Origin of the sequence: Castellaniella sp. S9, from assembly GCF_027257175.1 — a bacterium.
GTDB lineage: Bacteria > Pseudomonadota > Gammaproteobacteria > Burkholderiales > Burkholderiaceae_B > Castellaniella.
Map to the genome: position 1 here is coordinate 302302 of NZ_JAPFGD010000005.1, position 26072 is coordinate 328373.

The following is a 26072-nucleotide window of genomic DNA, read 5'->3' on the forward strand; positions in this document are numbered from 1 at the left end:
CCCGCCGCGCAGCGCAGCCGCCAAGCGGCTGCATCGGTCAGCAAGGGATCGACATCTGCCCGCTCGGGCCACACCTCACCCATCCCCCCATCACCGCCCTGAACCCGCAGGGCCAAGGAGTTCTCATGTCCCAGAACCCACACGCAAATCTCGACACCCAGATGCTCGCCATCGCCCATCGGGCCGCCCGTGAGGGCATCGGCGCCCTGAGCCTGGGCGAAGCGCTGACCGCCGCCCTGGTGCTGGATCGCAGCGACTGGCTGCAGGAGCGCGGCTACAGCATCGCCGACGCCCTGGATCGTATCGGCTGCGACTGGGCCGCCCGCATCCCGGCGGTTGCCCGCCAGTTCCAGATGGAGCTGGCCCAGGCCCGGCTGCGCTTCTCGTTCGAGATCGTGCCGCGCGAAGGCGACGGCGAAGGCTACCTGCTGCGCCTGCTCGATCACAACCAGGAAGTCGGCTGCGGGCACTTTCCCGCCCGTGGCCAGTCCGTGCGCTTTGCCGATGATCAATGCGCCTACGACGAAGCCCACGCCGCAGGCCTGGCCTGGCTGGACGGCAAGCAAGCCGCCGTACTACCGGCCCTGCATCACTGAATCCTCACTCAAGGCATTTCATGACTGACAACCCGCTCAAACCCGATCCCATCGCCCGTTATCGAGCCGTGCTGGAAAGCCTGGATCCGCGCCTGCGACAGGCCGCAAAACTGCGGGCGCTCTATCCGCTCATCGAGCCCCAGGTGGCTGCAGGCGTGCCACACGCCGCCATCATGGAGGATCTGGCCGCTGCAGGCCTGCCAGTGCGACACAACACCTACATCACCACGCTGCGCCGCTGGCGCAAGGCCAGGCGGCTGGCCGCTGAAGAAGTAAGCCAGGCGGCCACCACGCCTACAGTCGAACCCAACACGACACCCGCCGCCAAACCCACCCCGCCACTGGATGCCATCCAGGGGCGACCCAGCCGCATCCAGACCCCAGGGGATCTGCGCAAGATCCGCGACATGCGCATCGACCTCGATGCCCTGCGCCGCGAAGGCCTGGCCAACCGGGCCAAGGCATCGCAAGACACCGAAACCCAACACGACAAGGAATGAACCCATGAAAGTCGCAGTCCTGAACTACACCGGATCGGTCGGCAAGACCGTCGTCGCCTCTCACCTGCTGGCCCCCCGCATGAATGGCGCCCAGATCTTTGCCGTGGAGTCCACCAACGAAACCGGCGCAGACCTGGGCCTGGCAGTCGATCAGCTGCGCGGTGAACACTTCGGCAGGCTCTTTCGAGAACTGCTGACCCGTGACGATGCCATCGTGGACGTGGGGGCCAGCAACATCGAGGATTTTCTGAACCACATGATGCGCTACGAAGGAGCCCACGAGGAAATGAGCTGCTTCGTGCTGCCCGTCATCAACACCGGCAAGGCCCAGCGCGAAACCATCAAGACCGTGGCCGCCCTGGCCGAGCTGGGTGTGGATCCTGAGCGCGTGCGCATCCTGTTCAACCGGGTGGAGTCCAGTGTCGAGGATGAATTCCCCTCGATCCTGGCCTATGCCGCGAAGACCGGCGAAGTGCAGGCCAACCCCAAAGCCGCCATCTACGAAAACGAAGTCTTCGAGCTACTGGCCGACCTGCGCACGACGCTCGCCGATGTGCTGGCCGACCAGACGGATTACCGGGCGCTCTTGAAGGCGGCCGACCGCAGCGACCATGCGCGGATCTCGCAGCTTTCCAACCGGCACGCCCTGCGCGCCCTGGCCCAGCCCGTGGATCGGCAGATGAATGCAGCCTTTGCGGCGCTTTTTGCCTGATCCCGCCATGGACGCGACCCAGACCCCAGGCCCGGCTCCGGGCCACGCCCGCACCAAGCTCGACCTGCTGTACCACGAGGTGCTGGGCGAGGTCGCCAGCCTCGTGGATCGGCTCGAAACCGTCAGCCAAAGCCTGGATGCTGCCCAACAGCAGGTTCAGGCCGTGGCTGACACCCAGCAGGTCCTGCCCCAGCAACTGGCCCGACATCTGGCGACCACCCTGGAAGCCACCGCCAAGCCCATCCACGAGCAGCACCGGCAGGCCATCCAGGCCATGTTGGATGCAACCGGCACCCGGCTGGATCACCTGGCCCAGGAGGCAGCCCAGTGTGCCCACATCACGCACCACGCCGCCCGGCGCATGGCACTCATCGCCGTGGTCATCGGCGGCGCCGCCGGTGTGCTAGGCGGGCTGCTGGCAGGCCTGGCGCTGGGCCAGTGGTTGATCCCCTGATTCCACAAAGGCATCCATGTCTACCCTGATCTCCCCCATCACCCGGCGGCGTATCGCCGCCTTCTCCCTGGCGCTCTTTCCCATCGGGGCCTGGATGACGGCGGCCACCTACGGCAGCGGCATCGCCTGGCGCGACTGGAATCGCCAGATGGCTTGGCATTTCGTGAAACTCACCCCTGGCTACCCCTTACTCTACGGGGCGCTGGGTGTGGGCCTGGTGCTGGCCCTGGCCTTGATCCTCTTTATCGGCCGCACTGCGAAAACGGAAGGCTTCGAGGGGGCCGCCTACAAGCGTTTCGTGCGCGGTACCCGGATGACGACCGCCAAACACCTGGCAAAGCTCTGCACAGAACCCGGCAGGCAACAAATCGACGTGGCAGGCATCCCTATGCCTACTGCGAACGAGAACCTGCATCTGCTGGTCAGCGGTGCCACCGGGTCCGGCAAATCGGTGCTGCTGCGCAATATGGCGGCGTCCGTCCTGGCGCGCTCCCGCAACCGTCAGTCCCAACTGCCCGGCCAGCCACCCATGCGCAACGACCGCATGATCGTCATCGACCCCAATGGCGATCTGCTGAGCAAATTCTGGCAACCCGGCGACGTGATTCTGAACCCCTACGACATGAGAAGCGAAGGCTGGTCTTTCTTCAACGAAGTCCGTGCCGACTACGACTGGAAGCGCCTGGCGCACTCCCTGGTGCCCATGAGCCAGGACAAAAACGCCGAGGAGTGGAACGATTTCGGACGGCTGCTGCTACGCGAAACCGCGAAGAAGCTGCACCAACTGCAAGGCACCGAGGCCAGCATCATGGATCTGTTCCGGCTGTGCACCATCGAAGACCCGAAGGTGCTCAAGCAATTCCTGGATGGCACCCTGGCGGAATCCTTGTTTGTCGGATCCAGCGAGGCCAGCAAAGCCCTGTCGTCAGCCCGGTTTGTGCTCTCCAACAAGCTGTCCGAGCACACCAGCATGAAGCCTGGCCCTTTCTCCATCCGGGACTGGCTGGACAGGCCGGACGGCGGCAACCTGTACATCAACTGGCGCGAAGACATGATGAGCTCCATGCGGCCCCTGGTGTCCTCCTGGGCTGATGTCTTCATCACGTCGATTCTGTCCATGCCCGAAGGCACGGGGAGGCGTTGGTGGCTTTTCATTGACGAACTGGCGAGCCTGGAAGCCCTGCCATCACTGGAAGCGGGTCTGACCAAAGGCCGCAAGAACGGACTGCGCATCGTGGCTGGCCTGCAGAGCACATCCCAGCTGGAACACCTGTACGGCAGAACGATGGCCACCACCATTCGGGCTAGTTTCCGCAACCTGGTCGTGCTGGGTGGATCCCGCACCGACCCGCAGACAGCTAGGGACATGAGTGAAAGCCTTGGCAAACACGAGGTCGAGCGGCCAAAATACAGCGTCAGCCGCAGTGTCGATCATCGGAACACGTCGGATAATATGGATCGGACGGTGGAAGACGTGGTGACGGCGGCGCAGATTCAGGCGCTGCCGGTGTTGGAGGGGTATGTGGCGTTGGCGGGGGATTTGCCGGTTGCCAGGGTGCAAATGCCGATTCAGCAGTTTGACGAGCTCTCTGCGCCATTCCGGGATGGAAAATGACTGCAATTAGCCATGAACGGTCTATCATAACTGTCTGTTTATCGGCTGGGCATTAAGCACGGCCAGACAATTGACCGGGCCTTCAGCGTCGCCGCACCATAGGTCCCATTGCCACTTGGATATCTCGTCTCTCAGATTCATGAATGTAGGTCTCACACCTTCTGAACGCTTGGTCAACGACCTGAGCTCCCGCAGCTTCATGAGGCTGTGGACGCACCCGAACCCAGTCGGCAAAGGCGGAAAAGAACTGTGTGACTGCTTGGTGGTGTGCGGCCCCCACATTATCATCATCTCTGTGAAGGAGATTGAGTTTCGTGACACAGGCGACACCGTGGGTTGGGAGCGGTGGCAAAAGGCCGCCATCGACAAGTCGGTCCAACAGATCTGGGGGGCCGAGCGTTGGCTACGCGTCACCGATCGGGTGGTTCGCAGCGATGGCCGAGAGGTTGTTCTGGCGCCAAAGTCTGACCGCCGCTTCCATCGAATCACGGTCTCCCTAGGCGGCAGAGGGAATGTTCCCCTGAAGTGGGGCGATTTGGGTCATGGATTTGTCCACCTGCTTGATGAGTTCAGCTTGCATGCCTTCTTCAGCGAACTCACGACGATCACAGACTTCGTTCGCTACTTGTTGGCTGCTGAACGCATCTTCGAACGTGGCGCCAAGCTGATCTTCGTTGGCTCTGGCGCAGAGGACCTGCTTGCGCTCTATGTCCAGAACGGCGAAGACTTTGGCCTATTCGATCCAAACACGGGTGAGCCGGCACTAGCGCTGATCCAAGAAGGCATCTGGGAGGCTCTGATCAAACATCCTGACTACCTTGCACGGAACAAAGATCTCGAGTCCTCTTACGCTTGGGACCGGCTGATCGAGCATTTTGTCGAAGACCTTCTCACCGACGGGATGCTTGACATGTTCCGCAGGGAGGTCACTCAAAACGAGCTCGCGCTGGTCGAGATGGCGATGCAACCCCGCAGTCACCGCGCCAACCTTGCGGATGCCTTTCTGGAGTTCATGCAGCCGACCACCAAACACGTGGCAGCAAGAGTGGTCGTTGCGGACTGCCAAGTCGCATTCGTCTTTACAGCAGGCGAGTCGGCAGACCGAGAACTGCGTGCTCGTGAACTGATGCTGCGGTGCCTTGTCGTCCGTGGCCGATGCAGTTCAGTGAAAACGGTCGTTGGCATTGCCACAGACAGGCCGCAAGCGGGAAAGCGAGGCCACTCCTCGGACATCCTCTACTTGAACATACCGGACTGGGATCCGGCCGAGACCACGAAAATCGATCAGATCCAGGCGGAACTGGGCTACTTCAAGAACACTCGGTGGCCGACTTGACCATGGGTGGGCGTCAGCCAAGGCAGCACTTCTTGTACTTCTTGCCGCTACCGCATGGGCACGGGTCATTGCGACCAACCTTAGTTCGCACCTTGGCTGCTTGGCGGAGCAAGGCTGTCAAGTTGGTCGGCTTGCCCATGTTTTTCGTTAGCGCATCCATGGTGTCGTCCTGCTCCCATGGGAAGTCCAGATTGAGTCCGAAGCGCAGCATCTGATCACTTGGCCGCACACAGACCCCGAACCAAGTCTGGGCCTGCTCGGTGTATTTCCTCGCATAGCAGTGCCCTTGCAGTGCCGGACCAGCAACGCCAATCGGGTCGTCGTTGCAGTGAATCGTAAGGCCGGTGCCACTACTGCGCAGACCGACGGTGAAATCATGATTCTTGCCATCAGCGATACCCTGCTTGGCAAGCTGTTCGATACCAGCGCTGACCTTAAGCACAGTGTCCTCGCCGAGCGTCAGTAGCGTGAAGCCAAGGTCTATAGTCGCGGGATCAGGTCGGGCTTCGATTGCCTTGACCATGCTCCCCAGTGCCGTCGTGGCGAGCCGCGTCAAGATGCCTTCTGGGGTACCCTTGCCGGGGATGCCTTCGCGCCGGACCAGCATCGCGAGGTCAAGGTCGGCGGAGATATCGTCGTCCAGCATAACCATGGTGTGCGCATCGTCGACCCAAAGATTTCGTTTCAGGTGGTAGGACAAGATCGTCAGCTCATGCGACGCCATTAGCTTGTCGGTGTATCCAGTCCTGCGATCCACGTAGCTCAAGAAGTGCAGCGGCGAGCTGAGCATTTCGGTCATCGCGTCGAGTGCGAAAACGTCCATGACGAAGGGCGGCGAAATCGTGTGGGTTGCCGTGAATTTTAGGAATTGCCGGGCCTGAAAGCTCAACGCCGGATAGTGGTCTGAAACCAAGCAGATCACATAGATTCGCTTGAGCCTTGCCGGTAGCGTCACGACGTTGCCGGAGCCGTCTTTGAAGGAGCACTTGCCTTCCTCGATCAGCTTCGCGCAGCGATAGGCTTGATCACTGGAATCCTGAATGCTCTTCTTGAAGTCGTCCTTGATCTGTAAATCATTACCCCTCCGTGCCTCAAGCGTCAGGCGTTTAGATTTCGCCTGCAAGACCAGGGCGCGATTGCCAAACAGTACCAACACATCGATTTCTGCAAGTTTGGTATCCTTCGATTCGTAAATATCGATGTTGGCAAGCACATTCTCCGCACCGAATACCTGCCGCAAGCGTTCAACGGCAAACTGCTCGGTGAAGATACCGCGATTCCGCATAGCGGTGCTGACATAGGTCTTGTCATCCCCCATCCAGTAAAACGGCGCTTCATACAGCGCTTCCACGAGGCTGTAGATATGGAAGAGCAGGAAATTGCCGTCCGGCATGCGGATGAGCGGACTGGCGTTGGCGATATTGAAATCGTGCAGCGCCCTGAACCGTTCGTTAGATTCGTCTGGTGGGATCGCGAAAGCGGAGAGGACCTTATCGACAATTACCGAGTCGAAGTACCCGTAGTCTGCGATTTCCTGCACCGAAAATGCATTGCTGGGCAGGAAAGTCCACGTCTCTTGAGGCTTTTCACGCATGGCGTGCATGACAGCGATAGCCTTTTCGTCTTGCAACCGGGAAATAGCAAAGACGACGTTGCGCGCGTCGAGGATCGAGAAGCCTTTGTTCGCAATAAGCCACGATTCATCATTCGCATACTTTGCGGACGCAAAGTCCCGGTACTGAAAACTGTACGCGGACTCACCGCCATAGAAGATCGGCTCGCGCAGCGCAGCACCACTCGTGAAAGGATTGAAACCTGCCTTGGTGATCCTGGTGGGATCAATGGTCTGCCGAAACGAAGCCGACATCGCGTGGTGAATCTCTTCTAGCAGCGTTTCCGTAGCTTCGATGTACTTTTCAAGGATCCCGGGGGGCGGGAGCGTGTAGTCAATCGGGCTTTTAAGCATAAGCCCGATAAGAGTCAATATCTCAGTGCGGATCAGCCGACTCTTCGAAAAGAGGTGCTGCATATCCTCGGCCTTCATCTCGCCTGAATACCGGATCATGTTGTCACGGAAACAGAGATAGGCGATGGCATGCGCGTAGCCGGGCGAGGTGCAGAGCCTGGCCAACTCGTCAAAAATTTCTTGCTCAGCTCGCACTATCTTCGCCACCCATGCCTCCCGGGAAACTATGTAATCGCGTCGCACCTGCCACGCACAGTCCGATCATGGCGCACGCAACTTGTTCTCTACAAGATGCAAGTATCGTCTATCTATAACGTAGAGGTACCGTTCTGCTTGCCTATGTGCGACTCCTATCTGTAGCCTAGCGGCGACAATTTTAGGTCTGTGATGGTCGCCGGTGGGTCGTTAGGCCATCCACAATTCCTGTGGAAAACCCTGTGTAATCCCCCTGCCCTTCCGCCCAACAGCCAGCACCGGCGCGCCTTTCGCCCCTGCTGGCTGATCTTTTACCACCCCTCACTTCCCGGAGCACCCCATGATCTCGCACAGCCAGATCTATCGGGCCCGTGCGGCCCTCGCGACCCACTACTATGCCGACCAGGCCGACGACTACTACAGCCGCGATGGCAGCGCCGCCACCTGGCAAGGCGATGGTGCCCGGCGCCTGGGCGCGGTCGGGGCCATCGACCCCGCCCGGTTCAAAGCCATGCTGCAGGGTGATTTTGGCCATGGCATCACGGCCAGTCAATCCGTGCGCAAGGACGCCAAGGCCCGCGCGGCTCTGGATCTGACCTTCGGTGCCCCCAAAAGCATCACGCTGCAGGCACTCATCGGTGGCGACGAGCGCCTGATCCAGGCGAACGATGACGCCGTGGCCACGGCCCTGACCTATGTCGAGCAGCACCTGGCCATGGGTCGCATGAAAGAGAGCGGCAAGTCGCGGGTGGAGCACACGGGCAACCTCATCATCGCCAAGTTTCGCCACGAGACGGCTCGGCCCACGGAAGACGCCGCGCCAGACCCGCATCTGCACGTCCACGCGCTGCTCATGAACCTGACCCAGCGGGCCGACGGCCAATGGGTGGCCTTGTCCAACGAACAGATCTTTCAGCTGCTGCGGGTGACGGACTCCATCTACCAGGCAACGCTGGAGCGCAATGTCCGGGCGCTGGGCTATGCCGTGCGCCACGAGAAGAACCACATCGAGCTTGCCCACATCAGCCGGGAACAGATTGAATTTTTCAGCAAGCGCAGCGCGGGGATCACGGCGGAACTGGCTGCACGCGGTACCAGCCGCGATCAGGCCTCGCACGCCTTGCGCCAGGGCATCACCCTCGCCCACCGGCAGCAGAAGACCCAGGCTTACAGCCGAGCTGAGCTGCAGCAGGAATGGCAGACAGCTGCCCACGCCATCGGTATGCGGTTTGACCAGGCAGGCCTGCAAGCAAGCGCGCAGCCACGACTCGGCACCAGCAAGACCTCCGATCTGGTGGCCCAAGCATCGCTGGATTGGGCGATCCAGCACCTGGCCGAGCGCGAATCCGTCATGCCGCTGGCCGATTTGCTGCAAAGCGCAGTGCGCCACGCGGGCGGTTATACGGACATCGCTGCCATCCAGTCAGCCATCCAGACCCGGGTACAGGCAGAGACACTGATCCAGGAAGCCCCGCACTATCGCAGCACCCAGGACACAAAGGCGGCACCCATGACCCGTGACGGCTGGGCGGCTGATGCGGTGCGCCTGCGCGGGGTCTCGCAGGATGCAGCCCTGCAGCTGGTTGATCAGGCCATCACCCAAGGGCGGCTCCTGATGGAAAGCCCGCGCTACACCACACGCAAGGCCTATGAGGCAGAATCCCGCATCCTGGCGGCTGAAGCCAGCGGCCGCCGTGCCTGGCAGGCCCCCATCGCCAGCACCGCAGCCGAGGCCGGCCTGGATGAGCGCCTGACCCCAGGCCAGCGCGAAGCCGTGATGCTGATCGCCAGCGACACCGATCAGATCGCCGGCATCCAGGGCCTGGCCGGGACCGGCAAGTCTTTCGCGCTGCAAAACACCCAGGCCATTCTGCAGCAGCAGGGCCACAGCTTGGTAGCGCTTGCCCCCTACGGTGGCATGGTGCGGAACCTCCGCAAGGACGGTGTCCCGGCCAATACCGTAGCCTCGGTGCTGGCCGCCAGCGACAAGCGGCCCTTCACCAGCCAGCTGGGCCCGCAGACCGTGGTGGTGATCGACGAGGCCGGGGTTGTACCTGTGCGCCAGATGGACAAACTGCTGGCACTCATCCAGCCCACCGGCGCGAAGGTGGTGCTGCTGGGCGACACGGCCCAGACCAAGGCCATCGAGGCGGGCCGCGCCTTTGCCATGCTGCAGGAACACGGCATGAAGACCGTGCTCATGGGCGACATCCAGCGCCAGCGGTCCGAACGGCTGCGCCAAGCGGTGCAGCTGGCCGCCAGTGGCCAGGCCAGCCGTTCTCTGCCGCTGCTGGATCGGGTGCTGACCATCCCGGATCAGTTCAGTGTCGATGAACACGGCCAGAAGACCCGCGACAGCTCGGCCCGGTACGAGGCTATCGCCCAGGCTTATGTGGGGCTGCCTGTCGATCAACAGGCCAGCACGATTGTCGTGACCGGCACCAACGCCTCGCGCCAGGCGATCAATGCCCGCATCCACGCCCTGCGCGGCCTGGAGGGCAAGGGTCAGCGCTGCGAGCTGCTTGCCCGCCACGACACCACACGAGCCGAGCGCAGTGTCGCCCGGTACTACACCGTGGGCGATATCGTCGTGCCGGAACGTGACTACCAGTGCGGCCTGAAGCGCGGCGAACTGTACCAGGTGACCAGTATTCCCCGCCATGATCGCATCACGGTGCAGGCGGTGAACCCTGGCGCATCAAAACCTGGGCCCATCGAAATCATCCCCCGGACCATGGGCAAGCTCTCGGTCTATCACCTGAACGAATCGGAACTGTCCGTGGGCGATCAGGTACGCGTCACCCGCAATGACGCCCAGCATGACCTGGTCAACGGCCAGCTGGCGAAGGTCGTCGCCATCGAGGCCAGCACCGTCACCATCGAAACTGGCGACAGAAGCATCACCCTGCCCACCGACCGACCGCTGCACCTGGACTACGCCTACACCACCACGGCGCACAGCGCCCAAGGCCTGACCTGCGACCGAGTGCTATACAACGCGGAAAGCTTTAGCCGCACCACGGCCCAGGATACCTACTACGTCAGCATCTCACGCGAGAGGCATGAGGTTGCGGTGTTCACGGATGATGCCGACAAGCTGCCCGAGCGGGTGGACCGGCTGGGGACCAAGGGGCTGGCGCATGACCTGGCCACGGCGCAAGTCGAAAGCCCTACCCTGCACCTGCAGAGGCCCGATGCAGCCCTGGAACAGGCGGCAGAACCTTCAATGGAGATCAGTTGACGCCTTTCTGCACCCAAACTGCCTGCTGGATGCCCCAAGGATGGCCCCTAATCGCCTCCGAAGTATCCTTATCCCGTCCTGAAGCTGTAGCCGCTCTAGCTCAGTCGCGTATCCGGTTCGTCTCTGTGGTGTATCCGGCATGTCTCCAAAATGAAATTTCTTGTCCTGCCCAGAATGTCTACACGCCATTCGGCCACAGTCGTGGCCGCCGTTCTTCCCGCTGGATCAATGGCTTGCGCCATTCCAGTGCCCTATCTGTCCTACATCACCAAAACTGGTCCGTTTCCAGCAAGTCATTGATCCACAAAACCTTTCCCCACCCCGCCAGGGGTGCGTCATGTGTGGGACGTTTAAGGCCACAAATGAGCGCAGCGAATTTGGGGACTAAACGGCCCAGCCTGACCGGGAACCGGGCAGGCAGCGTCACAGCACAGGGCCCCAGGCGAAGCCTGGGAACGGGGCCAAGCATCAGCACCAGGCAGGCCACAGGATGCACAGAGCGGATCCAGAATGGCCACCACCTGGCCCATCAGCAGCAGCCCACAAAAGCCACCAAGCCAGAACGCAACAAGGCCCGGACAAAGCCGGGCCAGGTGCCACGCAGGACCAGGCCGGGATCACCCAGCCGGGCTCATGCAGTCTCTCAAAACGGAATATCCGACTCCTCCAGTGCAGCGGATCCAGCCGCCGGGGCTGCAGCCGCAGTCTGCCCACTACGTCCCTTCGTCCTGCCGCCTGCGGCCGCTGCCTTCGCCTCTCCCGTCTGGCCGTCATCCCGTCCACCCAGCATCTGCATCTGGTCGGCGATGATCTCGGTGCTGTAGCGGTCGGTGCCGCTCTCCTTGTCCTGCCATTTGCGGGTTTTGAGGCGCCCTTCCACAAACACGGTGCGGCCCTTCTTCAGGTATTCGCCAGCGATCTCAGCAAGGCGGCCGTAGAAGACGGCGCGGTGCCATTCGGTCTCTTCGCGGCGCTCGCCGCTGGCCTTGTCACGCCAGGTGCTGGTCGTGGCAATCGACACGTTGCAGACGGCAGCGCCGTCCGGGGTATAGCGGATCTCCGGGTCCTTGCCCAGGTTGCCGATGAGGGTCGCGCGGTTCAATGATGCCATGGTGATTCTCCAATATTGAAAGTCTGGGGGGATGCCCCAGGCCGGGATCCGGCCCAGGGCGGATAAGGTGGTCAAGCCTGGTTCAAGGCGTCCAGGTGGCGGATCACGTCCTTGGCGGCCCATTGGGCGTTGCCGGTCAGCTGGCGTACCCAGGCGCTGCGCGTCGGGCTCCAGCGAAAGCCGCAGCGCTTGAGCACGTCGCGGGTGTCCTTGGCCGGTTTACCGTCAAACAGGAACATGGCGCGGTTTTCCTGCGAATCCTCGCGGTAGATGTAGCCGTCGCCTGCCTGCTCGGTCTCGGTGCGCTCGGCCGCGTATTCCAGTTCCTTGATGCGAGCCGTGGTGCGGTGGATGTTGGCGTTGTTGTTCTGCAGCTGATACGGAGCAAAGCCGGTCCGACCGGCATAGTCGGGCGTCACCAACTCGCGGGCGCGTTCTTCGTAGGTCAGGCCGGATGCAACCAGGGCGGCCACTTGCGCATCGGCCCCGGCCTTCGCATGGCGGCGCAAAATGGCATTGATGGCCTTCATGGTTTCCTGAATCGCCTGCAGGCTGGCGAGCTTCGCCTGCAGTTTCTCGATAGCGGCCGGGTCATCGCTGGAAATCCCGCCTTTGCCCACGGCTGCGGCCTTGTTGGCGTAGTACTCGGCCTTTTTCTGCAGCTCGACGGACTGTTCAAAGCCTCGGCTGATTCGTTCCCGATAGCGACGGTCGCGGCCTTCGGAATAGTGCCCCAGCAGGATGGGCTGGCCCATGGGGATGGCATCGGCCATGCGGCTGGCCTGGGATGCGACTGCATCCGATTGTGCATGTGCCTGCCCCGCACGTTCTTCATAGCGGGCCTTGCGGGCTGCCTGTTTGGCTTCGTAGGTGTTCATGGTCTGATTCTCCAAAATAAGGGTTGAACTGCTTTTTCAGCTGACCGGATCCGAAGATTCTTGAGCCGGAACGTATATCCTCCGTGTGGGGTCTACGCTGGTTTTCCGGTCTTGCCGCCGTCTTCCGTGAGTTCCGTCGCCGTGCCGATCTGGACCACGCAGCGCCGAGCGAAAAGGGGCAGGCACGCAAGCCGCAGCCCGTAGCCGCAGGCGCAGGGACCGGGTGAGTACCTGGCGAAGCGAACTCCTTGCAGGGAGAAGCGGAAGTGGTACACGTCGGCGTTTCAGGCGGCGGGAGTCACGGAAGACGGGATGACGGCCCGACCCAGGCGATGACCCCGCACGGCAGCCGCGCGGCAAGCGCCCCTAGCCCCGCACCCTCGGGGCTCTGACTGGGCCATGGCCCGCGTCCCCGCAGTGGCCCTTGCCACAGGCACCAGACGACAAAGCCGACCGGGGCACCCATGACCCGGTCGGCTTTGTTGCTTTTGAATTGCGCTCTTTCCCCGGCCCCTGACGGGCGACCCTAGGCGCCCGTCAGGGGCCGACGATGCCGATCAGGCCAAAATGGCAGGGCGGCCACCCGCCCTGCCCCGATCCCTTACACCTGGCCGCGTTCCGCCAGTGATGTGGTATCGGTCGCCGCGACGATGATGTGATCCAGGACCCGCACATCGATCAGGGCCAGCGCCTGCTTCAGTTGCCGCGTCATGTTGATATCGGCCGGACTGGGTTCTGCAATCCCGGATGGGTGGTTATGGGCCATGACCAGCGCGGCGGCATTCAAGCGAAGCGCGGTCTTCACGATCTCGCGCGGGTAGATGCTGGCGTGGCTCAGCGTACCGGTGGCCTGCTCGATGTAGCGGATGGGCTTCAGCTGCGAATCCAGATACAGGAACGCGGCGCATTCATGCCCCAGTCCGGACAGCTTGGACTGGAAAAACTTCGCCACGCGGCCAGGCTGTGACATGGCATCATCAGTGGCAATCAGGCTTTCGGCCGCCACCCGGCCTGCGGCCAGGATCTGGTCATCGGTCGCGGGCCGATAGCGCCCGCTGGGGCTGCGCACATACAGGGGGTGTGCGTCATTCATGTTGTCATAGCTCAGCGCGGCGGTGCTATTCGTGTTCATGGGTGCTTTCTCCTTTCGGGGTTGATCGGCTACCGGGGCCGAAGATTCCGAGCCTTTCGTAGGTTTTGCGGTGTCCGCAGACCTACGTCTGGCCCGGAGTGCCACCGTTGCCGTGAGTTCGTCGCCTTGCCGCGCTGGATCACGAAGGGACGACCGGAAAGGGGCGGGCACGCAAGCCGCAGCCCGAAGGAGAACGAAGAGAGACGAAGGGACCGGGTGAGTACCCGGCGAAGCGCACCCCTTGCAGAAAGGAGCGCAGTGATACAGTCGGCGTTTTAGGCGACGAAATCAGGGCAATGGCTGCCCGCGCCCGTGGAGATGGACTGCGAATACCGGCCGCGCGGCTGAGCGCTGCTACCGGACGGAGGACGGTCTGACTGATGCTGCAGTAACATCGAGTTAACAAAGTTTCCAACACCCCCGCTATGTCGATGAAGCAGCGACGCCACTAACTGCCAAATAGAATAAATTTCCAGCAATGCCCGATCAGATGTTCACTGCGGAGAACTTTCGCCGCATCTACGATACCGAGAACCGCAAGGGTGCCGACTTGGCAACTCGTTATTTCCCGACGCTTGAACCGCACACGCTAGCCATACGTGACAAGGTGCAGGCCATCCGTGATCTACGAAAAGCAAAAGGCACGCTAACAGCTGATGATCTCGAGGCGCAGTTACTTGCGTTGAAGAACGATTTAGTTGCATTAAAAGCGACTAAATCGTCCGCCATTGATGCCCTGATGGATGAACTCAGCCAGAGGATCCTCAAGCCGAGCTTCAAGATCAGCCTCTCCCAAAAAAATGGGCCAAAGGGAAAGCCAGTATTCTGCATCGATGCGGAGCCTGAGACCTTCTTTGTCATCAAGCAGCTTCAGCGTAACATCCATCGTATATATGGTGTTAAACAGGCTAATCGTCACGACTTGGTCTGTCAGCTCCGCGATATGCTCGGCAGCAAATTCCCTTTTGAACTGGTCCGCACTGACATCGCATCCTTCTATGAAAGTATTGACCGTAAGCGCTTGGTCGAAAAGCTGGATCGTGACCACGTATTAAGCCCTGCGTCGAAGAAATACATCAAGCAGGTCCTAGTCTCATACGGCGAGATATCTGGCACATTGACCGGTATTCCTAGAGGTGTCGGCATCAGCGCATACCTGGCAGAGCTGTTTCTGACGCCAGTAGACAAGACGATCCGTGCAATCCCCGGTTTGGTTCTATATTGCCGATTTGTTGATGACATCGTAGCGGTATTCGCACGACCGCCAGCTGGTGGAAACCCCGGCTCGTACAAAGACCTGATCATCGAGATCCTTGAAAACAATGGGCTCAAGCACAACGCAGGCAAAACCTCAGAATTCATGCTGGCCGATACAAGCCTAAAGAAATTCGAGTATCTTGGCTATCGTTTTCTCATTGAAGCAGGAAGGTTCGAAATCAGCCCAAGCGCAGCGAAGGTAGCCAAGTATCGGGCACGGATGAATGCGACGTTTGCGGACTACTGGCGGGAGAAGCCAGTAAATCCAAGGGGCGCTTTCAGAAAGTTAGTCGGCCGCATAAAATTTCTGACAGGAAACACTCGCCTTTCTAATAGCAAGTCATGCGCAGTCACCGGAATATATTTCAACAATTCGGTTGCAACCAACTTGTCCAGCTTCAAGCTGCTTGATAAACGGCTCAAGTCACGCATTTCTGAACTCAAGCGACCCAGCCTGCAAAAGCAACTGAAAGATTTCAGATTTACGAAAGGTTTTGAGCAACGTAGGTACCATAATTTCGGTACAGGAGAACTGCAGACGATCGTGAGGGTTTGGAAATATGGCTAAGCGGCGCGTCTCCCTCACTCACAGGAAGCAAAGGTCCGTGCTGACGGACATGCTACCGTTCGAGGTGCCACCCACATTCTCCAACCGAGGGTATTATCGCTTCTTGCGGAAACACAATGTCGAAATCGAAAATAAGAAGCTGCGCTGGATTTGCGAGACAAACAATCTCGACTTGACAATGCAACTACTATTCGGAATCGACTCAAAGGCCGTTTTTTCGAACGAAGTCGTGATCGAGTGGGGTAAAGAAAAAACGTACCGCTCCGTGCCCATCAAAGAATGCAAGATGGCGACTATCCCTTTCAACTTTCGTGTCGCTCATAATCTTGATGGACGAACGCTGAGTGTCGTTCACCCACGCAATCAGGTTGATGTGGCGAGGTTCTACGCAACACACAGCGCACTGATCCTATATTACACATCTATCAGCGAGTTTTCGATTCGCCGTCCAGTATCGGTGTCGCGCTATGCTTACTTCAAGGACAAACTCCATGAAGAGCGCATGGACACCACTGTCGGGGTTGAAGAGGAGGAACGCGAGTACGAACAGCTTGGCTCTTATTTCGTCTACAAGAAATATCGGAATATTCATCGATTTTTTGAATCGTACAAATATCATTGTAGTGAGAAAAAATATAATGCATTGATGCAGTTAGACGTAAACAAGTGCTTCGATAGTATCTACACTCACTCGCTGCCCTGGTCTGTTCTGGGTAAGGACCAGACAAAATTCAGCCTGCAGGATTCAAAGGTTACTTTCGGAGGGCGGTTCGATGCCCTCATGCAAAACCTGAACCATAACGAGACTAACGGTATTGTCATTGGCCCAGAATTTTCTCGGATTTTCGCTGAGATCATTTTGCAGTCGATCGATGCGGAACTGGTCACGCAACTAGCTGAAGGACAAAACTTAACCCACAAGGTAGATTATGAAATCTTCCGGTATGTAGACGATTTCTTCGTTTTTTACAACGATGAGGCTACGCAGTTAAAGATATTTGAGACACTTCAGGAAATTCTCAAATCGAAAAAACTAAGTATTAATACTGCAAAAATAAAACACTATCAAAAGCCAATCATTACAGAGATCACTATCGCCAAAGAGCGTATCTCGACCCTTCTTAATGACGAAATAAATCCGGTATGCGAGGAGGAGCCCCCAGCCGACCCTTCCATGCCGTCGAAGCAAAACTTGGCATGCCCCATAAACACAAGCAGTCTAATTATTCGGTACAAATCGGCCATCAAGGAGGCGGGTGTCACCTATGGCGATCTACTGAATTATACCTTCGCCATAGCCGAAAATAAGACGGAGAAACTCCTCAAGGCCTACGCTGCCAGCGACAGATCGGATCGTGACCGTAAGCGTCTCTCTAATGCATTGCTGGCAATCATGGAGTTTTCATTTTTCACGTATTCTGCGAGCCCGAAAGTTAATCATACAATCCGCCTGTGCCGGATAATTACGACCACAGTAGACTTCCTACATGCCCAGGGCCTACCATACGAATTGAAGCATGTGCTGTTCAAATACATTCACGACAACGTGATGCAACTGCTCGAAAAAAACACGATGAGCACACATCGCGAGATTGAAAGCCTCTATCTCCTCATTTGCCTATCAAAGATAGGTCGAGAATATTGGCTACCTGTTTCCGTCCTTCTCCGACACTTCCTAATAAAAGAAGATGGAAATACAGATGATTATTTTCGTCCAGCTGGCTTCATGAATCACTTTTCCATTACGGTTCTTCTGTCCTATATAAAAGACAAAGTTCGCTATGACAAGCTGAGGGCCTTCGTGGAAAAACACATAATAGCCAAATTTGAACACATGAGGGCCCATTGCAACCGTGATGCCGAGACGTTGATGCTGATGCTCGATCTGATAGCCTGTCCCTACATTAGTGTCGCCACCAAGGAAAGTATCGGACGGATTTTTGGCCTGGATGCAGTAGGTCTCTCCTCTGTGCAGTCCTCCAACGATTACTGGTTTACTGCTTGGGGTAATAAATTTGATCTTGGGAAAGAGCTGGACGCGAAACGCAGCCGTGAGGTATATTAGCGTCGGCGCTCCGCTTTACCCTTAATGGCTGTTGGCAGCCCACACACAAGCGCCCTCCCTTCTCCTATATCAATTGGGTGGTGGGTAAAATTAGGCGGTAGTAGCGGGCCGCCTAGTCCTCCGATTACGATCTTATCATCACCCCCACGCCGCACTCATCAGCGTAGCCAGGTCTCGCCGCGACAGCACATCGGTGAATTCTCGCCAGTCTTTTTCAGGTGGAATCATGGTGCCTGTGTACCGCAAATCAAAACCCGTGGCGTTTTTCTGGGCGTTGATATACTCATCCAATCGCTCCCCCAGGGTCTCGATATCCTCGATCCATTCATCGCGGATGGTATCCGGAAGAGCCCCAAACAGGTTATAACGGTCTTTCATGCGCTCTGACAGACGCCCATAGATCTTTTCATCCACGGTCTGTTCAAACACCAGATTCAGCATGTCCACGGTCTTTCGAGTTTGACCGAAGCGCTTGATTCGGCCAATCCGTTGTTCCAACTTTGTCGGGTTCCAAGGCAGATCCACGTTGATCAGGGTGCCCAAAGTCTGCAGATTCAGGCCTTCGCAGGCGGCGTCAGTCGCCACCATGATACGAATCTGATGCTCGGCCACCATTCGCTTGAGCGTTTCCCGCTCGGCGCTGACGCTATCACCCCCCTGGTAGAGACGGCTACGCCCTGCTCCGGCGTATAGGCCAATAACCTCATCGGGGTACCGGGCAGCCAAGGCATCAGACAGCCATTTGGCGGTGTCGTAATACTGGCTGAAAATGATGACACCCAGTTCTCGCCACCCTTCTGCATCCAGGAAGTGGACAACCGCCTGCATCTTGGGATCACCATCCAGGCGTTCCAGTCGGGCGATCAACGCATCCAGCACCTCGTGCTCCTCCTGGGTCTTAAGCTGGACATCTTCTTCCTGCTCGTCCTCCTCATCGTGCACGGACTCACCCTGCACCAGGCGCCGGGCTGTCGAAAGCCCGGCATAGATACTGGAACAGATTCGCTGCTCCAGCATGTTTTTCATGAAGCCGCTGCCTCGGCCACGCTTGGCCAGCACCTGGCCGAAAGCACGGGCACCATCATAGGCAGCACGAAAATCTTCTGAGGTTCGCAATGCCTTGCCTTCAAATAGAACATCAAAGGCACGCGGCTGTTTGACCAACGACCGGTCGGGATACACGGCAACGCCCACCGGGGTCAACAACGGCTGCCCCGATGCATCCCGGGCCTGTTCCAGCTGCTGGCGCTTGCGCAATACGACATGGCGAACGATGGGGTTCTCACGCTGAAACAGGCTGGCTCCAGAAACCAGTCGGTCCAGTTCCTCTTCCAGGATTTCACGAGTATCTTCGCTGAGGTCAGCCAAAGCACGATTGGTCTGCCATTCTCCGTTCTGCAGTCCCAAATCCTCACGGATCGCAGAAAACAGACGCCGTGCACGAGATTCAGTGGTGGACTCGGTACGCGGCAGCGGCGAACGCAGCAAGCTCCAGGCATGATCCAAAGACTGTACCCGCGAACTCCCCGCCAGAATACCCAGCACCTCTTCTGGGCGATGCCAGGGTGCCATATCATGCCCCAGCACGAAATGCCCCTGGCCCTGGTGCAGGATCCCCAGCAAATCCCATAAATCACGTGGGTCTGTCTGAATAGGCGTCGCCGTACCCAGCAGCACATGATCCGCACGGGCAGCAATTTCGCGCATAAAGGCCAGTAGCGCATTCGGTGTTCCTGCATCCCTGCTGAACCCTTGGCGGCTTCTGGCCTTGTGCGCCTCATCCAGAATGACAACGCCAAAGCGCATGCCCAGCAAGTGCTGCTTTTCCAGCGAATCGCGCATCATCAGGCCGGTGGACACGATGCCAATACGCAGTGGGCAATGCACGATCTGCTCACGTCCTGCGGCGGAAATCACCCGTTCATCCGCATCCAGCCAAGCTTTCCCCACGGTATCCCAGCGGGCGGTGGGGATGCCCAGCTTGTCCAGCATCTCGGTTTGCCACTGCTCGGTCAGGGTGGCCGGGGCAAAGATCACGACCGGCCGCCTGGGGCCTTGTTCTTTGTCGGCCAGCAGGCACAGCGTCAAAGCAGCCGTCGCCAGCGACAAGGTCTTGCCCAGGCCGACCTCATCAGCCAGCAACAGCCGCACCACGCCATACAGCCGCTGATGCCGCAGGCATTCTGTCAGGAACCCCTGTTGCCACGGCTGCAGTTGCTGGCCCTCGCGGTACAGCGGGGATTCGACCAAGGCGGCTGGCGCCAGCGCCTCATCGTCGTCGACCTCTGTAAATTCGATCTCGCGCCGGTAGCTGCGCCGGTGGACCTCGCGGATCACTGCCTGCGGCAAGGGCTTGGCAGCATTCCAGAGAAAGTCGAATTCTGCCTCGACCCAGGCCACCCCTTCGGGCGACTCGTCCTCCCAGAGGATTTCATAGTGGCGCTGCCAGCCGTTGCGCGTCTCGTTCATCGAGCCAATAAAGCCCAGCCGTCGGCCATCGGCCAGGGTGATCACGCCCGCCTTTCCGTGCACGAACCCGCATACCTCATCCGGGGCAATGCGCACCGCCTGCCCATGACGGGCCAGGAAGGCATCCAGACGCCGGTAACGTTCGCGGTTCAGCAGGGCTTCTGCTTCCAGGCTGCGCTCGTTCCAACGGCCCAGGATCTTGCTCTCTCGCAACTGGGCGACCTTCAGATCATCCGGATGGATATCCACGTTGCAGACGATCTTGACCTCGGGGATCTGTTCCAGCACCTCGCCCGAGACTTCAAACAAGGAACTAGTGAAATAACCCGCGATACGCTTGTAGCTCTTGGCACCAGCCAGATGCGGCATCAGAAAGCTGGCATCCAGACGATGCGTACGCGAGGAGAAGCGTCGGATGCTCATGCCTGCACGCCTCAATCACCCAGCCGCAAGTTCTTCAGGCGCGCACCCAGCACCTCGGCCGCACTGCGCACCTCCGGCTCCTGAGTGGCGTGCTCAATGAAAGTCAATAACTCAACCAGGTGTGGCCGGATCTCCAGAAAGTCGGCCATGTCAGCACGCAGCTGATCGACGACGATCTGCGCCTCGGTGTCTTTCAGCATCTGCTGCAGGCCGATGATGAGCTGCCCCAGATGTGTTGCACCCAATTCCGTGGTGTCACCCAGATCGCGCGAAGCGAATTCCGTCACCCGCTTCAGACGGGCACTATTGGGCTTCATACTGCCCATCACGCGGGCATAGTCACCTACCCGAAATGCCTTGGCAAAATTCTGGTAATTGTCCAGCTTGGCAGCCCCTGCTGTCTCCATGTCCATCATGCGCAGCATGAAACGCTCGATACCGGACAAACGCTGCCAGACATCCGGTGCCAGGCCTTCAGGTACCAATAAATTGGAGGCTGTCTCTGCCGCCTGCTGCACGATTTCATCAACCACGGTTATTTCACCCTTTGCGCGTGGGCGCAAGGCAAAGGTCGTGACATCCTCGTCACCAATTTTGGTGTAAGCCGTCAAGACCTTCAAAGCAGCTGCGTAACCGGCCATCTGCAGGTCAGAATCGTTGAACACTGGCTCTCCGTGCTGATCCCGAACAGAGTCATTCAGGTGCAGCATGGTTTCGATCTGCTTTTCGACCTCTTTGCGTACTGCAGGCAACAGGCGCTGCTTGAAACCGACACGCTCACCTGCAGGACGCTTTTTGAGCATCAAGGTGACGGTACCCTGGACATAGCCCCCTTTTTTCAACTCTGACGAGGTTTCGGTGGCGATATACCAGGCGGCCACCACCTGCAGACCGGCTGCCCAGAAAATGCCAATCAGATCGCCCCAGACGGTCGTGCTCTGGTGCGTAAACATGACGCACTGCATGCCGTTATCGGGCATATACTCCGTCATCGCCTTGTAGGCGGCTACCATCCCGTGGCGGAATTCGTCGCCCGATCCTTTGATCGCCAGTGCACGACGCGAGTCCCAGATCCATTTATCGAAAGGTTTGGGTGGGTTCTTACGCAGCCAGGCGATGAAGAATTCGGTGATTTCGTGATAATTGACTGCGTCAGCATAGGGAGGATCAGTGATCCAAATATCCTGAGTCGCATTTACCATGGCAGCGGCCTCTGATTTCACCACTACTGATGACGCAACCCTCCCTCTGCCGGAAGGATATTTCCCACTAAACTCATCTTTCACTATGCTAAATGCACGTTGTGAATAGCTATAAAATGGATTCAGGGCTTGGCTAACGAAAACACTCACAGAGTTATCACTCGCACCACCGGTTTGTTGAGAAGGATCCGCCTTTGAGAACCTCTTACCTGATGTTGCCCAATAGCATAGCTTCGATACATAGTTTGCGCTGCTATTAAAAGCAGGCCAGATGTCTTCTGAGTTTCTTTTGTTTAGCAACACGAGCAGTAGTAACGCACGAGCATTAAACAAATGATGCCAGTGCGTCCAGCCGCGCTCACGGAATAGGCGCGTCGTCTCGTCGCCCGGTTCAATCGCCATATCCGGTATCAAGCCTTCGTCCTGCCATTCGATCAGGCTCTTCGCAACGATTTCTTCTACGCATTGCTCGCGCTTCAGATCAGCGTCTGTTGGTGCAGCAAAGAACGTTTCCTGCCGGCTCGCGTTTAAGGTCTCTTTGGTGATCCACTGGATGGCGTAGAGCCGTTCCTGAAACACATCATCAGGGTGCGGTTTAAAATCTTCTTTTTCCCAGTGCCTCAGACGATTTCCCGTTGAACCATCTTCTTGACGATAGTCACCCCGCAGGGTCTTGATGGGCGTACGCCAGACTTTGTTATCCAACGTGTAGATCATCTCGCCACCCTGAATTGTGCCCTGCTCGGCCGCCTTCATCTCAGCTGCAGACACGCCACTAGCGATACGGATATCAAAGCGCTTATTCTTGAAATCTGGCCTGAGCTGCACCACCACATTACGGGCCTTAGATATCACCCAACTGGGGGCCAAAGGCACCAGCCAGCCCGTTTCTGGGCAACGAGCCTCTAGGCAATATAAATAGGCTTTGGCTCGATTGCCCTCTTTATCATGCTCGATGCCCAAGGCCGTGATTTCCTTGTCCACGGCATTGGCCACTCGGCGCTGCGCCGTTTCGATCTCAGCCCGGCGTTCTGGCGAAGCGCCAATGATGTTCAAGGCCCCCCAGGTCAGCATGCAGGCAATGGGATTCAGATCGGACGCATACACGTCGCAACCCAGACGCGCCGCCTCGAAGGGGATGGAACCACCACCCGAAAACGTATCGCCCACGCGCGGCCGATGGCCATAGCGCAGCATGCCCAATTGTTCGATCAATTCTGGGAAAGAATGCGCATCCAAGCCCCACTGCGCATAATGTCGGTTGACAGCGGCCCACACTGGCGCGTAGAGCCATTCCTGATCCACTTCTTCCGGCCGTTTGGCAATCGCTGCCTTGGCTTCATAGCTGTCGAATGTCGCCAAAGCCTGCCGGTAGAGGACCAACTTATCGTCACTCGTCAGGTCGCGCCGCCAACCCCGTCCGCTGAAATAGGCCTCGGGGTCGGGCACCGAAATCAGCTCAGGCAGCTTACTGGCCGAAAAAGCATTGGCCGCCAAGGCGCGGCGGGCCAAGCCTTCATCGTCAAAGGCCATTAATTTTTCAAAAATGTCCAGATCCGCCCGAGCATCTTCAGTAGCAGGCAATAGGCTGCCCAGCACAATGGCGCGCACCAGAATCAGCGGCTTGCGTCCCTTCCAAAACATCGCAAGTGATGTCAGCGTTTGTGCAGATCCAGATTTACGCTCCTTCTGCGCCTCAAACGACACCTTCTGTACTGGAAACACCGTCTCAATCAGTGCAGGTGCATCTTTCAACGCAAAAGGAACCAGGGCGGGGGCTGTCTGTGCACTCATGGGATAGTCATCACTTTTGATGGACGGCCTGATAGGCCTGGTCCGGGTCATTCGGTTTGTCAGGGCGGATCATCGCGATCTGGCCGCTGCTCAACAAAGGTTGCAGGTATTTCTGCCGCAAATACTCAGGATTGCGATCCAACAGCACGCCCAAGTCACTCAGGGACCAGGTTTGATGGATCAGCAACGCCAGCAATACATTTTTCACATCTGCCGGTGGACTACGTTTGCCCAGACCACCAATCTTCACCCCCAAAGTCCCTGGCAACGCGGCCAGCAAGGCTTGGCGGGCCGTATCAGTGGCCGCATTCAGCGGGCCAGCTGAGGCATCAGGGTTCCTAGACAAGAGGGGCAGGTCCCTAGATAAGGAGCCCAAGTCCCTAGGTAACGGTGCTGTGCCGTCTGGAACATCATGCGGGGCCGCTGAATTCCCCTGAGGCGCATCACCCAACATCTCGGCAGTCGGCCGATACCAGGTAGCCGAACCACGCCCCTTTTGCTCCAGAAGCCCGGCATCCCGCAGTCGCTTGAGCGCCTGACTGGCGGTCAGCGTATCCACCCGATTGAGCTCACGGTAGCTGGCATTGTCCAGGGCGCCACTCTCACGCGCCACAATCAGCGCCCGCGCTTCATCGTCAGATAAATGCAGGCGTTTGAATCGGGCCAGCCAGGCCAGGTCGGCTTCCCCAAGAAAATGATGGAAGAAAAGCCGCAAAACAAATTGATCCTGTCCACGATCGGACTCGAACAGCGGTGGGACCAGGCCCGCTTCCCGACACAAGTCGCGCATGACACGAATGCCGCTGCCTTTGGTCTCAGCAAAGCCCGCGTCATACATGGCGGCAGCAATTTTCGGATTGCGCGGCACGGACCCAGGCTCACCCAGATGCTCTAGGGCCTTCAGCGAAAAGCCCGGATTGCGGATCTCCAGACGGTTGCTGTAGCGGATGATCTGCACGGGCGCGTGCGAGCGATAGCTGCGATGCACCAGGGCATTGACGACGGCTTCCCGAATGACACGATCCGGCATGAAGGGCCGGTCCTGCCGCTGAATCTCGCCTTCTGCCAAGCCAAAGGCCTTGGGCAGGTCGTCCATAATCGCGGCTTGGGCTCGGCGGACCAAGCGGGGCAAGGAATCCCGCAGTTCCAGGGTATCGAACCGATGGTCGGGGTCGGGCACCCATTCACGGCCCGGCACGCGAATGTAATCGACCCGCGTCATGGGAAACACGCGGCGCAACGTAACCTGCTTGCCGAACAAGATCAGCCCGGCGACCGTCGGCTGCCAGGCCCCCGCATCATCACGGCGCAGCGCCCCCAGCGATTGCAGCAGTTCATCATCATTCCAATGCAGCTCTTCGGCAGTCGGGCTGATGCGTTCGCGGGCGGTGCGAAAAACTGTGATGGCCTCTGGTGCCAGATCCTCTACCATCGCATCCGGGACGATGCTGGCATCAAAGCTTTCGTGCTTGCGGCCTTCAAAAAAGAGGGCCAGGTCATCCTCTGTGCAGCGCTGGTCTGTACTGCCAATCCGCCGGAATGCCCCTTTGGGCAAACCTTGGGCCTTGAAATAAACGGGCTTGTCCGCTGAGTTGATCTCCGGCACAAACACCACCAGGACGGTCTTGCCGTCCAGGATCTCCGGGCGAATATCCAGACGAATCGCGGTATTGAAAACGGTACGGGCTTGCGTGGCCAGGTCGCTGGCCTGCTTGTCCGGGTCGGCCATCCCTCTGACCCGATAGGCTGGAAAGCGCGCAGATTCATCTTGCTCGACCCCCAACAGTAGCCAGCCCCCGCCCAAACCCGGCTCATTGGCGAAAGCGCACACGGTCTCCAGCACCGATGTGCCGATCTTGGTAGCGGTCTTGGCTTCGACGCGCTCCGACTCATCCAGCAGCTGAAGCTGATCAAAAAGGCTTTGTGCATCCATCAGACGTCCTCGCCGAACAGCCCCAGGCTGGACTGTACTGACTCCGTCTGACTGCGGCTGCCCTTGCGGGCTCTGGGGGCCAGCAGCTCGCTTTGCGCTACATCGCCCAAGGCGTGCTTCAGGGCGGCACGCCAGCCTCTGTCCGCATCAGCCAAACCGCCGGTACTCATGGCGGTCATACCAAACAGCCACCAACGCTCTTCGGGGCGCAGGGCCAACCAGTTGCGGACTGCGACCGGGATCTTGTCCGGGTCCATCTGCTCGACAGCCCAAGCCAGAACGCAGAGTTCCTTGCCCAGCAGACGATCCACCGGGTTATCACCCACCCGCCAGGTGGCCGTTTTCAGGCCATGGGCGGCCAGGCGGGCATTGAAGGCTCGCTGCACTTCGGCGCGGATCGCCGTCCAGCGGGGGCGGTCCAGCAACACTCGGTCTATGACTGCCGCATCCTGGCTGGCTGCCTGCAGCCCCAGGTATTCACTGATTTGCACCTTGGCAGAATTGGCCTTGGGGATGACCACCCTGAAGTGATGAGGATCCGATGTGGCAGGCACACCAAAGCCCAACGTGTGCGGGATGGGCTCACGCGCCTGGGGTTTGGTCTTGCCTGCAGTCTTTACCACGA

General features: G+C 58.8%; 17 protein-coding genes. 9 read left to right on the plus strand and 8 right to left on the minus strand.

Going from position 1 to position 26072, the window contains the following annotated elements; genetic code table 11:
- Positions 1-125: 125 nt before the first annotated feature.
- From OOZ48_RS10515 to OOZ48_RS10540, 6 genes are all read left to right on the plus strand, one after another.
- A complete protein-coding gene (locus tag OOZ48_RS10515) occupies positions 126-596 on the plus strand; it encodes a hypothetical protein (protein ID WP_269498057.1) in 471 nt (156 codons plus the stop codon).
- A 20-nt stretch (positions 597-616) separates the two neighbouring features.
- Positions 617-1096: a hypothetical protein gene (locus OOZ48_RS10520; RefSeq protein WP_269498058.1), complete on the plus strand. Its 480-nt coding sequence runs from the start codon at positions 617-619 to the stop codon at positions 1094-1096.
- Positions 1097-1100: 4 nt separating this feature from the next.
- Positions 1101-1808 (plus strand): StbB family protein, encoded by a 708-nt coding sequence (gene stbB, locus OOZ48_RS10525; protein ID WP_269498059.1) that lies wholly within the window; start codon positions 1101-1103, stop codon positions 1806-1808.
- Positions 1809-1815: 7 nt separating this feature from the next.
- Positions 1816-2262: a hypothetical protein gene (locus tag OOZ48_RS10530; RefSeq protein WP_269498061.1), complete on the plus strand. Its 447-nt coding sequence runs from the start codon at positions 1816-1818 to the stop codon at positions 2260-2262.
- Between the two features lie 16 nt (positions 2263-2278).
- Positions 2279-3877, plus strand: a complete 1599-nt coding sequence (locus tag OOZ48_RS10535; RefSeq protein ID WP_269498064.1) for a type IV secretion system DNA-binding domain-containing protein — start codon at positions 2279-2281, stop codon at positions 3875-3877.
- Between the two features lie 139 nt (positions 3878-4016).
- The gene (locus tag OOZ48_RS10540; RefSeq protein WP_269498067.1) at positions 4017-5213 is read left to right on the plus strand and encodes a hypothetical protein; all 1197 of its coding nucleotides are present in this window, start codon (positions 4017-4019) and stop codon (positions 5211-5213) included.
- A gap of 13 nt (positions 5214-5226) precedes the next feature.
- Here the strand turns inward: OOZ48_RS10540 and OOZ48_RS10545 are convergent, their stop codons facing one another.
- Complete coding sequence (locus OOZ48_RS10545) at positions 5227-7386, minus strand: SEC-C metal-binding domain-containing protein (protein ID WP_269498068.1); 2160 nt, start codon at positions 7384-7386, stop codon at positions 5227-5229.
- Between the two features lie 328 nt (positions 7387-7714).
- Between OOZ48_RS10545 and mobF the strand changes: the two genes are divergently transcribed.
- On the plus strand, positions 7715-10615 hold the full coding sequence (gene mobF / locus OOZ48_RS10550) for a MobF family relaxase (protein WP_269498070.1): 2901 nt from the start codon (positions 7715-7717) through the stop codon (positions 10613-10615).
- 643 nt (positions 10616-11258) lie between these two features.
- Here the strand turns inward: mobF and ssb are convergent.
- From ssb to OOZ48_RS10565, 3 genes are all read right to left on the minus strand, one after another.
- Complete coding sequence (gene ssb, locus OOZ48_RS10555) at positions 11259-11726, minus strand: single-stranded DNA-binding protein (protein WP_269498072.1); 468 nt, start codon at positions 11724-11726, stop codon at positions 11259-11261.
- A gap of 71 nt (positions 11727-11797) precedes the next feature.
- On the minus strand, positions 11798-12604 hold the full coding sequence (locus OOZ48_RS10560; protein ID WP_269498074.1) for a DUF3560 domain-containing protein: 807 nt from the start codon (positions 12602-12604) through the stop codon (positions 11798-11800).
- A 601-nt stretch (positions 12605-13205) separates the two neighbouring features.
- Positions 13206-13736 carry a JAB domain-containing protein gene (locus tag OOZ48_RS10565; RefSeq protein WP_269498076.1) on the minus strand — a complete coding sequence of 177 codons (531 nt, stop codon included), beginning with the start codon at positions 13734-13736 and terminating at the stop codon, positions 13206-13208.
- A gap of 478 nt (positions 13737-14214) precedes the next feature.
- Here OOZ48_RS10565 and drt3a point away from each other — a divergent pair, with 478 nt between their 5' ends.
- Both drt3a and drt3b read left to right on the plus strand, forming a co-directional pair.
- On the plus strand, positions 14215-15561 hold the full coding sequence (drt3a, locus tag OOZ48_RS10570) for an antiviral reverse transcriptase Drt3a (protein WP_269498079.1): 1347 nt from the start codon (positions 14215-14217) through the stop codon (positions 15559-15561).
- Positions 15554-17626 (plus strand): antiviral reverse transcriptase Drt3b, encoded by a 2073-nt coding sequence (gene drt3b / locus OOZ48_RS10575; protein WP_269498082.1) that lies wholly within the window; start codon positions 15554-15556, stop codon positions 17624-17626. Before drt3a ends, drt3b begins: the two co-directional genes overlap by 8 nt.
- A 138-nt stretch (positions 17627-17764) precedes the next feature.
- Here the strand turns inward: drt3b and OOZ48_RS10580 are convergent, their stop codons facing one another.
- The 4 genes from OOZ48_RS10580 to OOZ48_RS10595 are packed head-to-tail and all read right to left on the minus strand — an operon-like array spanning position 17765 to position 26070.
- Positions 17765-20518, minus strand: a complete 2754-nt coding sequence (locus tag OOZ48_RS10580) for a phospholipase D-like domain-containing anti-phage protein (RefSeq protein WP_269498084.1) — start codon at positions 20516-20518, stop codon at positions 17765-17767.
- Between the two features lie 11 nt (positions 20519-20529).
- The gene (locus tag OOZ48_RS10585; protein ID WP_269498085.1) at positions 20530-23514 is read right to left on the minus strand and encodes an anti-phage-associated DUF1156 domain-containing protein; all 2985 of its coding nucleotides are present in this window, start codon (positions 23512-23514) and stop codon (positions 20530-20532) included.
- Between the two features lie 10 nt (positions 23515-23524).
- Positions 23525-25447, minus strand: a complete 1923-nt coding sequence (locus OOZ48_RS10590) for an ATP-binding protein (protein ID WP_269498088.1) — start codon at positions 25445-25447, stop codon at positions 23525-23527.
- On the minus strand, positions 25447-26070 hold the full coding sequence (locus OOZ48_RS10595; protein WP_269498090.1) for an anti-phage-associated DUF3780 domain-containing protein: 624 nt from the start codon (positions 26068-26070) through the stop codon (positions 25447-25449). The genes OOZ48_RS10590 and OOZ48_RS10595 overlap by 1 nt, the downstream gene beginning before the upstream one ends.
- Between the last annotated feature and the right edge of the window lie 2 nt (positions 26071-26072).

Bases quoted from the DNA above. Each gene is read 5' to 3' on its own strand.
- OOZ48_RS10520 (WP_269498058.1), top strand. From the start codon at position 617: ATGACTGACAACCCGCTCAAACCCGATCCCATCGCCCGTTATCGAGCC.
- OOZ48_RS10560 (WP_269498074.1), bottom strand. From the start codon at position 12,604: ATGAACACCTACGAAGCCAAACAGGCAGCCCGCAAGGCCCGCTATGAA.
- OOZ48_RS10590 (WP_269498088.1), bottom strand. From the start codon at position 25,447: ATGGATGCACAAAGCCTTTTTGATCAGCTTCAGCTGCTGGATGAGTCG.
- mobF (WP_269498070.1), top strand. From the start codon at position 7,715: ATGATCTCGCACAGCCAGATCTATCGGGCCCGTGCGGCCCTCGCGACC.
- OOZ48_RS10535 (WP_269498064.1), top strand. From the start codon at position 2,279: ATGTCTACCCTGATCTCCCCCATCACCCGGCGGCGTATCGCCGCCTTC.
- drt3a (WP_269498079.1), top strand. From the start codon at position 14,215: ATGCCCGATCAGATGTTCACTGCGGAGAACTTTCGCCGCATCTACGAT.
- OOZ48_RS10515 (WP_269498057.1), top strand. From the start codon at position 126: ATGTCCCAGAACCCACACGCAAATCTCGACACCCAGATGCTCGCCATC.
- drt3b (WP_269498082.1), top strand. From the start codon at position 15,554: ATGGCTAAGCGGCGCGTCTCCCTCACTCACAGGAAGCAAAGGTCCGTG.
- ssb (WP_269498072.1), bottom strand. From the start codon at position 11,726: ATGGCATCATTGAACCGCGCGACCCTCATCGGCAACCTGGGCAAGGAC.
- OOZ48_RS10540 (WP_269498067.1), top strand. From the start codon at position 4,017: ATGAATGTAGGTCTCACACCTTCTGAACGCTTGGTCAACGACCTGAGC.
- OOZ48_RS10585 (WP_269498085.1), bottom strand. From the start codon at position 23,514: ATGAGTGCACAGACAGCCCCCGCCCTGGTTCCTTTTGCGTTGAAAGAT.
- stbB (WP_269498059.1), top strand. From the start codon at position 1,101: ATGAAAGTCGCAGTCCTGAACTACACCGGATCGGTCGGCAAGACCGTC.
- OOZ48_RS10565 (WP_269498076.1), bottom strand. From the start codon at position 13,736: ATGAACACGAATAGCACCGCCGCGCTGAGCTATGACAACATGAATGAC.
- OOZ48_RS10580 (WP_269498084.1), bottom strand. From the start codon at position 20,518: ATGAGCATCCGACGCTTCTCCTCGCGTACGCATCGTCTGGATGCCAGC.
- OOZ48_RS10530 (WP_269498061.1), top strand. From the start codon at position 1,816: ATGGACGCGACCCAGACCCCAGGCCCGGCTCCGGGCCACGCCCGCACC.